Source organism: Microcystis sp. LE19-131.1A (genome assembly GCF_027532015.1).
GTDB classification, from domain to species: Bacteria; Cyanobacteriota; Cyanobacteriia; order Cyanobacteriales; family Microcystaceae; genus Microcystis; species Microcystis ichthyoblabe_A.
Genome location: NZ_JAPZSS010000121.1, coordinates 1 through 7,562 on the forward strand (window position 1 = coordinate 1; position 7,562 = coordinate 7,562).

Annotated in this window: 11 protein-coding genes and 1 pseudogene; 2 read left to right on the forward strand and 10 right to left on the reverse strand. The window is 42.5% G+C overall.

Annotated elements, in window-relative coordinates:
* A pseudogene (locus O9323_RS10320) lies at positions 1 to 272 on the forward strand (Uma2 family endonuclease); the annotation flags it as partial.
* Between the two features lie 81 nt (positions 273 to 353).
* On the opposite strand, the gene O9323_RS10325 reads toward O9323_RS10320, so the two are convergent.
* From O9323_RS10325 to O9323_RS10360, 8 genes are all read right to left on the reverse strand, one after another.
* Complete coding sequence (locus O9323_RS10325) at positions 354 to 509, reverse strand: anacyclamide/piricyclamide family prenylated cyclic peptide (protein ID WP_071995609.1); 156 nt, start codon at positions 507 to 509, stop codon at positions 354 to 356.
* A 121-nt stretch (positions 510 to 630) separates the two neighbouring features.
* Positions 631 to 852: a cyanobactin biosynthesis PatC/TenC/TruC family protein gene (locus tag O9323_RS10330; protein ID WP_024969137.1), complete on the reverse strand. Its 222-nt coding sequence runs from the start codon at positions 850 to 852 to the stop codon at positions 631 to 633.
* A 46-nt stretch (positions 853 to 898) separates the two neighbouring features.
* A complete protein-coding gene (locus O9323_RS10335; RefSeq protein WP_024969138.1) occupies positions 899 to 1,156 on the reverse strand; it encodes a cyanobactin biosynthesis system PatB/AcyB/McaB family protein in 258 nt (85 codons plus the stop codon).
* Between the two features lie 80 nt (positions 1,157 to 1,236).
* Positions 1,237 to 3,174: a S8 family peptidase gene (locus tag O9323_RS10340; RefSeq protein ID WP_288125056.1), complete on the reverse strand. Its 1,938-nt coding sequence runs from the start codon at positions 3,172 to 3,174 to the stop codon at positions 1,237 to 1,239.
* Between the two features lie 5 nt (positions 3,175 to 3,179).
* Positions 3,180 to 3,863, reverse strand: coding sequence for a Uma2 family endonuclease (locus tag O9323_RS10345; protein WP_288125057.1), 684 nt, complete (start codon positions 3,861 to 3,863; stop codon positions 3,180 to 3,182).
* Positions 3,864 to 3,881: 18 nt separating this feature from the next.
* Positions 3,882 to 4,460: a Uma2 family endonuclease gene (locus O9323_RS10350; protein ID WP_024969545.1), complete on the reverse strand. Its 579-nt coding sequence runs from the start codon at positions 4,458 to 4,460 to the stop codon at positions 3,882 to 3,884.
* 55 nt (positions 4,461 to 4,515) lie between these two features.
* A complete protein-coding gene (locus tag O9323_RS10355) occupies positions 4,516 to 4,974 on the reverse strand; it encodes a DUF29 domain-containing protein (RefSeq protein ID WP_288125058.1) in 459 nt (152 codons plus the stop codon).
* A gap of 11 nt (positions 4,975 to 4,985) precedes the next feature.
* Positions 4,986 to 5,882 carry a DUF5838 family protein gene (locus tag O9323_RS10360; protein ID WP_287675937.1) on the reverse strand — a complete coding sequence of 299 codons (897 nt, stop codon included), beginning with the start codon at positions 5,880 to 5,882 and terminating at the stop codon, positions 4,986 to 4,988.
* A gap of 27 nt (positions 5,883 to 5,909) precedes the next feature.
* Here O9323_RS10360 and O9323_RS10365 point away from each other — a divergent pair, with 27 nt between their 5' ends.
* Positions 5,910 to 6,614, forward strand: coding sequence for a transposase (locus O9323_RS10365; RefSeq protein ID WP_288125059.1), 705 nt, complete (start codon positions 5,910 to 5,912; stop codon positions 6,612 to 6,614).
* 116 nt (positions 6,615 to 6,730) lie between these two features.
* On the opposite strand, the gene O9323_RS10370 is transcribed toward O9323_RS10365, so the two are convergent.
* Both O9323_RS10370 and O9323_RS10375 read right to left on the reverse strand, forming a co-directional pair.
* Positions 6,731 to 6,886 (reverse strand): anacyclamide/piricyclamide family prenylated cyclic peptide, encoded by a 156-nt coding sequence (locus tag O9323_RS10370; RefSeq protein ID WP_288125060.1) that lies wholly within the window; start codon positions 6,884 to 6,886, stop codon positions 6,731 to 6,733.
* 247 nt (positions 6,887 to 7,133) lie between these two features.
* Positions 7,134 to 7,280: an anacyclamide/piricyclamide family prenylated cyclic peptide gene (locus tag O9323_RS10375; protein ID WP_288125061.1), complete on the reverse strand. Its 147-nt coding sequence runs from the start codon at positions 7,278 to 7,280 to the stop codon at positions 7,134 to 7,136.
* Positions 7,281 to 7,562: the final 282 nt, after the last annotated feature.

Consider the following 7,562-nt stretch of genomic DNA (forward strand, 5'->3'; position numbering starts at 1 on the left):
ACCAGTTAGTTAATGGCCGTTACCAAAAAATGACTCCTAATCAGCGCGGTCATTATCCCATTGTTCCTTTAAAGGTAGAGTTAGGAATTTGGCAAGGGGAATACCAAAATCAGTTCTTTCCCTGGCTTCGCTGGTGGGATGGGGAAGGTAACTTGTTGTTAACTTCCCAGGAATCTACTGAACAGGAACGACAACGAGCCGAGCGGGAACGACAACGAGCCGAGCGCCTAGCGGAACAGTTAAGGGCATTAGGGATAGAACCTGAAGATTAGTAATTTTGGGAGGTCGGCAAGCACGAACAATTCATGTAAAAAAATACTGCCTACCTAATGACTAATGCCAGGAAGAACAAATTACACTGCGTCGTCACCCGCAAAGGGATAACATTGCTTGGTGGCTAAATCACAGAAGGTAGCAGGGGTAATCACATTACCATCACTAGGAACAGTAGCGATGTTGTCTCGTTGAACCGGGGCGGTAATGCGAGGGGTCAGTTTTGGGGTTTTCATGATAAGTTACTCCAAAGGTGGTTGTCGATAACACTAAAAGATTTACACGATCCTTGTCAAGAGTTTTCTGTTAACTATTGTCAACTTTAAACAATTTGTTTGCAGGAAAAATGGACAAAGTTTAACACCAAATTCGACCCCGACGAAACGGCGGATCATTGGGATTCGCCTTGCGGTCTTGGAACATCAATTTCCAGCGTCCGTAATCTTCTAACCCAGTTGCAGGAATATATTTAGCTTTAGGTTGAGTTGTTTCCTGTGGTTGAATGTTGGATTTTTTTGTTTCTGGTTGCTCAACATTCGGATTGGTTTCTGATTGCTTAGAACTTTTAGAGTTAGCCATTGTTTGATTTCCTTCAGTGTTTTTTGTTAGGTTTTAGAAGTCGAGACTAATAACGAAAACCGCCAAAAGAGGACATTTTTAGATAGCCATAGTGAGGGTATTGAAACTGAGCCGGATCGTTGTAGTTAGCGCCATGAACTAACTTAACTAAGATAGATACCAAGTCTTCGCCATCACCGTGAATAATATCAACACATTCGTGGGGATGAATAAAATGGGGACGTTTGACGGGAGCAGACTGTTTGGGAAGTCTCATGGTTGTTTTGGGGTAAATAATGGGGGTAGGGGCGAAGCATTCGGGCATAACCTATCGCTGAAACCTTAGATTTCCTATCCGAATGCTTCGCCCGTACTTGAAGTCAGAAGTCAGCGCAGGGGAGAGGACTAATAAGGGGAAGACCAGGAACGAACTTCACCCAAAGTAACAGGAATTAAATCACTCACATCTATAGTAAAACGGAATACTTTACGAGCGCGGCGGCTATTTTCTGGGTCGAAGAATTTTAACTGTACATCCCAACAATCGCTATCCAGCCGACAGAAAGGACTCTTAGAAACGTTAATACTATCTAACTCCATCCCAGCACCCACAGCCTCAGAAAAAGTTTGCGCTGCTTGGAAAGCATTGGTCGCGGCAAAATTGAGGGCGCGGTCTTGGGAAGTTTGCCCTAAATTGCGTAAATCGTAGTAGATGCGGTTGAGGAAACTACTCAAAGTGCGGCGCATTTGGCTTTCTTGGGCTTCTGTTTGTTCTGCACCAACAGCTTCTATTGCCGCACGGACTAAAGTATTAACGTGCCAACCATAAATTCCCCGGGGGCTATCCGGTTCAATGACGGGAACAACTTGTCCTGAGAACAGGCGTACTGTGCGCCCAGTAATCCGTCCCGGAATACTGACACGCTGGATATATTCGGGGCTGTCTTCCGCTTGCACTTGTCCCGAAAGCAGTTCCTGTAAAGCCGAATAAACTTCGCGGGAAAAAGAGCCGAGGGGTTCAATGGCGTAAATGGGGGTAAGTTCCAGGTTCAGGGTCCAGATTAAGGATTTGGCTTCTGAGAGGTTATCGGCTAAATAATCCACCATCTGGCGGGCATCGTAGGGATTAGAGGGAACTTCAATCCCTCCAATTACGGCGGTGGGCATCAGTTGTTTAAATGTGTCCCGACGGGCTTCTGTACCGAAATCATAGCCCAAAGTGCCAATGGCATAGACGATTCCACCAGCGGGTTCAGCAGCTTGACTAGGGGTGACAGATTTAGTGGTAGTTTCAGGCATGGATACTCCTTGAGAGGTTGTTACAGGGTTGGGAATTTGCGCGGCAACAACGGGGATTGCCGGTGCGCTGGTTGCGGCACTCAGTTCGAGATTTTGGCGTTGAAACTCGGTGGTTTCAGGTGTACCACCGCAGCCGCAGCCGGAAGCTTCTACTGTTGCTTGGGTTTCTATGGTTTCGGACATGGTTCCTCCGGTTAGGTGTTTAATTGCCCCCGAAATGTTCAACAGGCCGGCTAAACATTTTGGTTCGTTTTCACTGTTTGTCAAGGGACAGGGAACGGCGCTTTTTAGTAATGCTTCCCTGACTGCGTGGGGATTAGGTGTTTCTCCCCGCTGCACTTGCAAACTGAGTAATAAAGCCGCTACTCCTGCTACGATGGGCGCAGCGAAGCTAGTGCCACTCATTTGTATTGTCCCGCCGCCCGGTTTTGCCCCTAAGATGTTTTCTCCAGGGGCAAGGATGCCTTGATTTTGGTAAGCATCCCCCCAATTACTAAAGTCGAGGGGATGCCCTCTAGCATCAACAGCACCCACTGCTAGGACAGCAGGAAGGGCGGCTGGAACATGGAGGCACTCGCAACCATCATTTCCGGCAGCGGCAACGACAAGAATATTTCTCTGGCTACACATTTCAATGGCACGCTCTAGCCAGTCTTCTGCTTCTCCCATATCGGTGAGGGCCCCCCCACTAATACTAATAATGTGCGCTCCATTTTCGGCGGCTTGTTCAATCGCACGGGCTAAATCTAGTTGAGATAGTCGCCGTCGGTCATCGGAAAAAACTGGCACGAGTAAACCGTGACACTGAGGGGCAATTCCTTCGATTTCTGTATTAGGCTGTCCAAAAATTAAACTAGCAATATGAGTCCCATGGGTGGACATCTGCCCACTGGTTGCACCATGTAATACTAAGGTGGGCAGTCGAGTTAATTTTGCTCCCTGAAAACAGGGATGTTGAGTATCTACGACACCATCAAGAATGGCAACAGTAATCTCTGGGGAACCCTGGGTTAGTTTGTGTAATGCTTGCAATCCTGGAATCATAATTCTTATTCTGATATTTTTTTGACAAAAGATTTATGTTGGATTGTAGCTATTCCCAATTGTACAACTTCTAAAACCCTGGCTAAATTACCCGCTAATAAAGCATCTCTACCTAACCATAATCCAGGAAATATTTGAGAACATAATATTCCTTCTGCATTAGGTTCAAGTGTAACATATTTTTCGTCATTTAAGACAAACCAATCAAATTCTTCATCCAATACTCGCCAGACTAAATATTCTTGCACTTGATGGCAGCGATAAACCTTAAGCTTTTGATGCAAGTCAAGGGAGACGGTACTAGCAGCAATTTCCACGATTAATTCTGGCGCACCTTCGACATAGCCATCCGCACTAATAGTTGATTGTCCACCATTTTTAATTCTCAGCAGTGCATCGGGTTGAGGTTCATTATCAGCATCAAGGCGCACGGTACAATTGTCGCCTAATTCAATTCCTGGCGTACTTGACCAATAGTTACCTAACCAAGTGATAATACGAGCGTGAGGGTTGCCATGATTAATAATTCTTAAGGGAGAAGCCATCAGATGAACAATTCCTTCAATGAGTTCGGCTTTTTTCAGATTTGGCATAGCATTATATCTACGCTCAAATTCACAACGAGTGAGGTTGTCGCCATTTTCTAATAGTGGAATTGCTTGAGGAGATTTTGCTACAGTGGCTATCATATTAGTATTTCCTACTTGTCAATACATTGGTAATTTTAAGGTGAATCCAGGTAAAATTTCTTCTCCTGATAATGTTGCTGGTAATTCAATAATTTCTACAGATTGATTGGGGCGATAGATTTCTAACCTTTGGTTGGCAGGATCAATTAGCCACCCTAATTTTACACCATTTTCTCGATATTCTTGCATTTTTTCTTGTAGATATTTTAAGGGGTCGGTACGCGATCGCAATTCTATCACAAAATCTGGGCAAATTCTGGCAAATTTTTCTTGTTCTTCTATGGGTAAAGCGTGCCAGCGTTCATTGGCAATCCAAGCAACATCAGGAGAACGTTTCGCGCCATTGGGCAAGGTAAAGATAGTAGAAGAACTAAAAACTTTACCGAGTTGAGTTTGCCGATTCCAAATCACTAAATCAGCATTTAATTCTGATTCTCGATTGCCACTAATGGCTCCGATGGGAGGCATAATGATTAATTCTCCTTCGGCAGTTTGTTCGAGTCGCCAATCGTCATTAGCACAGCACAGTTGATAAAACTGTTCGTCACTTAAATTGGTGGTTTTCAGGTTTAAGATAATAGGTTCGGTGGTAATCATTATACTTTATTTTTAAAGTCAATATTTTTAGTTCTTGTTTTAGATTGATTGTCAGTTAATAGGTTTGATTGGGCAACCAAGAACGATCAAGTAATTGTTCTTGGGAGTAGGGGCATTCAGTAGGAAAAGTTACTAAATTAGTTGTTTTAATTTTAACAAAACCTAGCGCATCTTGATAGATAGAGGTTAATTCATCTTCTAAATACTTGCGGAGATTAGTCGTGATTGTTCGTCTGAGTTGAGTACGAAAATTATAGATTTCTTCTTGCCAGTGAACAGCATTATATTCGGCTTCAGTTGTCCAATATTGCAGTAACAGCAAATGACGAATAATTTGATCTAACAGACTAGCGACAGCATTTTTCTTCTCTCTACCCAAATCCTCTAACTCCTCAATTAAATTATCTAAATCTAGCTGTTGGAATTGATGATTTTTAAGTAAGTTAATAGTTTGTTCCAGCCATTGATCATCATCAATGTCATAGAGTTGTTTTAATTCATTTACTTCTATCATCAACATAAAATTTACTCCATCTTAAAGGATTTGTAATAATAAAGCCGAATATTCTCAATTCTCGTTTTTTCTAATTCTTTTTGAGTAGTACCTACCCACATATTAGGTAAAATATCTTGATGTTGATAAAAACTGTGAACTCTTTGGGCTGTATCATTAATCTTAAAATAATTGGTTAAATCTTGACGATTGTTGAGATGATAGTAAAGCACTGGGTTATTATTTGCTTTTGATAAACCCGTGAAAAACAAACTTGATCCTTGGAGAGGTTTTAAGACTGAATCAGGAAAATGTCGCCAGACTAAATTGATGGTTTCTGGTCTGAAAAAATCATCTTCTTGAAGTTCGGCATAAATTTCGATTTCACTTTTACCATTAAAGTAAAAATCAAAACCAATTAACTCAACAAATTCACTTAAATAATCACTGTCAGCAGCACCATCACTTAAAACGAAAGCAGTTTGTAGTTTTTCAGGATAATCTTTAATTCTAATGTGTATTTTTAAACTAGAATCAGCTAAATTAGTTCTTAAATCAAGTCCAGCACTGAGAACTTCTAGTTTGCTAAAGTCAAAGTTATGTCCTAAAAATTTCTGTAATAAGGAATAATCTAATTGAACACCAACTCGGTTTTCAACTTGACGAAAAAAAGCTAAAGATTGAGCTAGACATTTTTGCCATTCTTGGGACTGATCTTTAAAAAAGAGCATAAACCGTGAGGCAATGAGTTTATCTAATTCTATCTTACAGGAGGCTTCAATATCACAATTGCCTTCAACTTCCATAACAAAATCTTCAAACAGCCGCAGAGGATAACTCGGCTCAACATCAAAAGCTTGTTGATGATTACGGATAAATTGTATTCTTTGCTCTTTGAGAGAGTTTTTTTGAATCTCGGCAACTATCATGATTTCAAGATGTTAAAGGAAAAAATTATGTCAAGAAAATCTCGAAATTTACAAGCTGGTTATTCCTACCACGTCACCACACGCTGTAATAATCGTGAGTTTAAACTATCAAAGCGAGAGTGTCGGGAGGTGTTTCTTTATGCCATCAACAAGGCTTTGAGCAAATACAAGTTTAAGCTCTATGCTTTATGTATTATGTCTAACCATGTTCATTATCTGATTGAACCTGCTCAACCGCAAGATTTACCGAAAATTATGCACTTTCTTAATTGGTACACCGCGATGTGTTTTAATCGGATGCTCGGAAGAACAGGACACTTTTGGGAAAAGCGCTATTTCTGCGATGGCTTTCCGCCTTCTGATACAGACAGGGCTTTAAATACCTTGCGCTACATCCACGGGAATCCAAAAGCAGCCAAAATGCGTTCTGGGTTCTTCTATGATTTCAGTAATTACGGCAGTTATGAACGCTTAACTGATGACGGCTTAACTCAATGGCATCCTGCTTTCTTAAAACTTGGTGACAGCTTAGAAGACTGTGCCAGAAAGTATAAAGGCTTCTGTCAGAGGTACAAACCGAAGGAGAAGACAACCCCAACCCGTTGCCACTGGGGTAGTAAGCTGTTGGCAGGGGTTCATCTCTCCTCGGCCAAGTCTTCTAGCACTCTTGAGCGAAGGAAAAAGGCAAGTGGGGAAAAACCCAACCTCTCCCCTGCTTCTCCTGCCAGGTAACAGAAAGCCCAGAATTAACAAGGGTTGTACGTCAATTCGTTGGGGCAAACCGCGCACCCTGGCAAGCAGAAAAAGACTTTTGACATGATTTGAAGTTCGTGCTATGATCAGGGGGATTACTCTGCGTCGTCTCCCGCAAAAGGAACCCAATAGCTCTCTAGCTTTCCACTCCCCGAAGGGGCGATCGCATTGCCATAATCACGAGAGACGGTAGCGGCATTTTCCCGTTGGACGGGAGCAGAGTTACGGGGTGTCAGTTTCTTGGTTTTCATGGTGGAATTTCCTCCAATAGATTTGTTTTCATAGTGTAGCAACACTACCAATCAAAGTCAACAGTTTTTAGGTCAATTTTTGTTAAGAAAGAGTCAAGTTTGCGAATCACACTTTCTCCCTTATTCCTAACAGAAAGCCCTGAATTAACAAGGGTTGTACGTCAATTCGTTGGGGCAAACCGCGCACCCTGGCAAGCAGAAAAAGACTTTTGACATGATTTGAAGTTCGATGCTCGAATCGGGAGCATTACTCCGCGTCGTCTCCCGCAAAAGGAGTAAAAGGTAAAATAAGGAATAATAGCGGGGCGATCGCATTGCCATCACGAGAGACGGTAGCGGCATTTTCCCGTTGGACGGGAGCAGAGTTACGGGGTGTCAGTTTCTTGGTTTTCATGGTGGAATTTCCTCCAATAGATTTGTTTTTCATACTGCAGCAAAACTGCCAATCAAAGTCAACAGTTTCTAGGTCAATTTTCGTTAAGAAAGGGTCAAGTTTGCGAATCACACTTTCTCCCTTATTCCCGCGTGCCAGGTAACAGAAAGCCCTGAATTAACAAGGGTTGTACGTCAATTCGTGGGGCAAACCGCGCACCCTGGCAAGCAGAAAAAGACTTTTGACATGATTTGAAGTCCGATGCTCGAATCGGGAGCATTACTCCGCGTCGTCTCCCGCAAA

Coding starts and splice junctions, on each gene's coding strand:
- O9323_RS10325 (WP_071995609.1), bottom strand. CDS start 509: ATGAAAACCCCAAAACTGACCCCTCGCATTACCGCCCCGGTTCAACGA.
- O9323_RS10330 (WP_024969137.1), bottom strand. CDS start 852: ATGGCTAACTCTAAAAGTTCTAAGCAATCAGAAACCAATCCGAATGTT.
- O9323_RS10335 (WP_024969138.1), bottom strand. CDS start 1,156: ATGCCCGAATGCTTCGCCCCTACCCCCATTATTTACCCCAAAACAACC.
- O9323_RS10340 (WP_288125056.1), bottom strand. CDS start 3,174: ATGATTCCAGGATTGCAAGCATTACACAAACTAACCCAGGGTTCCCCA.
- O9323_RS10345 (WP_288125057.1), bottom strand. CDS start 3,863: ATGATAGCCACTGTAGCAAAATCTCCTCAAGCAATTCCACTATTAGAA.
- O9323_RS10350 (WP_024969545.1), bottom strand. CDS start 4,460: ATGATTACCACCGAACCTATTATCTTAAACCTGAAAACCACCAATTTA.
- O9323_RS10355 (WP_288125058.1), bottom strand. CDS start 4,974: ATGATAGAAGTAAATGAATTAAAACAACTCTATGACATTGATGATGAT.
- O9323_RS10360 (WP_287675937.1), bottom strand. CDS start 5,882: ATGATAGTTGCCGAGATTCAAAAAAACTCTCTCAAAGAGCAAAGAATA.
- O9323_RS10365 (WP_288125059.1), top strand. CDS start 5,910: ATGTCAAGAAAATCTCGAAATTTACAAGCTGGTTATTCCTACCACGTC.
- O9323_RS10370 (WP_288125060.1), bottom strand. CDS start 6,886: ATGAAAACCAAGAAACTGACACCCCGTAACTCTGCTCCCGTCCAACGG.
- O9323_RS10375 (WP_288125061.1), bottom strand. CDS start 7,280: ATGAAAACCAAGAAACTGACACCCCGTAACTCTGCTCCCGTCCAACGG.